We start from the raw sequence: 1,145 nt of genomic DNA, 5'->3' as shown, positions 1-1,145 counted from the left end.
GCAGACCGTGGGCACCGAGTGGGGCCGCGAAATGATCGACCGCGACCTGTGGGTCAAGGTGGTCGCGCAGAAGATCCGTCAGGCCCGCCGCGACGGCGCTGCTGGCGTCGTGGTGTCGGACGTTCGCTTCGACAACGAAGCGCAGTTCATCCGTGAGTGGGGCGGCCAGGTGGTCCAGGTGCTCCGCGACAGCGCGGCCCCGGTCTCGGCGCATGCCTCCGAGGCAGGCGTCCACGGCGACCTGATCGACACCGTGCTCGACAACAACGGCCCGATCCACCGCCTGCGGATGGTCGCGGAATCGCTGGCCCGACTCTAAGGGTTTAGTGGTCATCATCGGGGGAAACGACAGTTTCCCCACCTATTCATAACCCAGGAGTTCTATGCAAATCCCTCTGCACTCCTACGACCTGATCGACCTCCTGGACGAACTGCACCCCGAAGTGATCTACGACCCCGCCCAGCCGAAGGAGGAGTTCCTGCTCCGGCAGGGCGAGCGTCGCCTGATCCTGCGGCTCAAGGCGCTGCGGAAGGTCGAGCAGATGGATCACCGCGCCCGCTAACCATGTGCAGCAAGCCCAACATGCCGGACCAGCAGGAGAAAGACCCGATCCTGCTGACCCGCCAGGACACCCAGCCGACCGGCCACGCGGCCGATCAGCGGCGTAAGTCCAAGGTCCGCCTGGACCTGAACAACGCAACGCAGTACCAAGGACTGACCATCCCGAATGGCTGACGCCAAGCAGACCTCGGCCGAGAAGCAGACGGCCGCGAAGCGCTACGGCGATCTCAAGTCCAACCGCAAAGAAGCCGAGACGCGCGCCAAGCGCTGCGCCAAGGTCACCCTGCCCCGCCTGTGGGTGGACGAGGGCGCGAAATCGCGCACCCCCGGTTCCGCCTACATCGACACCGGCCCGAAGTGCGTCAACGCCCTGGCCTCGAAGATCGTGCTGGCCTGGCTCCCGCCGAACGCCTCGGTATTCAAGCTCGCGCCTGACCAGGCCGTCGCCGAGAACATCGCCGAGCAGGCTGGCGTGGAGACCTCCGAACTGGAGGCCGCGCTGGTGGACGTGGAGCGGGTCATCGTCAACGACCTGGAGACCAGCGGCGTTCGCCCGGTCCTCAGCGAGGCGGCCAAGCACGCC

At 66.4% G+C, this 1,145-nt stretch carries 4 protein-coding genes; all 4 read left to right on the top strand.

What is annotated here, in order from left to right:
- A partial coding sequence (locus tag AB0E19_RS38875) for a hypothetical protein (RefSeq protein WP_362190007.1) occupies positions 1-319 on the top strand: 319 nt, incomplete at its 5' end.
- Positions 320-383: 64 nt separating this feature from the next.
- Positions 384-563, top strand: a complete 180-nt coding sequence (locus AB0E19_RS38870; protein ID WP_049434071.1) for a hypothetical protein — start codon at positions 384-386, stop codon at positions 561-563.
- A 20-nt stretch (positions 564-583) separates the two neighbouring features.
- Positions 584-736 carry a hypothetical protein gene (locus AB0E19_RS38865; RefSeq protein WP_005412406.1) on the top strand — a complete coding sequence of 51 codons (153 nt, stop codon included), beginning with the start codon at positions 584-586 and terminating at the stop codon, positions 734-736.
- Positions 729-1,145, top strand: a 417-nt coding sequence (locus AB0E19_RS38860) for a portal protein (RefSeq protein WP_362190002.1), incomplete at its 3' end; no start/stop codon positions are given. The genes AB0E19_RS38865 and AB0E19_RS38860, both read left to right, overlap by 8 nt.

Origin of the sequence: Streptomyces sp. NPDC047974 (assembly GCF_040653375.1) — a bacterium.
Classification (GTDB): domain Bacteria; phylum Actinomycetota; class Actinomycetes; order Streptomycetales; family Streptomycetaceae; genus Streptomyces.
The sequence above is the reverse complement of the archived record's forward strand: the minus strand, read 5'-3'. Positions and strand labels throughout refer to the sequence as shown.

Bases quoted from the DNA above. Each gene is read 5' to 3' on its own strand.
- AB0E19_RS38865 (WP_005412406.1), top strand. From the start codon at position 584: ATGCCGGACCAGCAGGAGAAAGACCCGATCCTGCTGACCCGCCAGGAC.
- AB0E19_RS38870 (WP_049434071.1), top strand. From the start codon at position 384: ATGCAAATCCCTCTGCACTCCTACGACCTGATCGACCTCCTGGACGAA.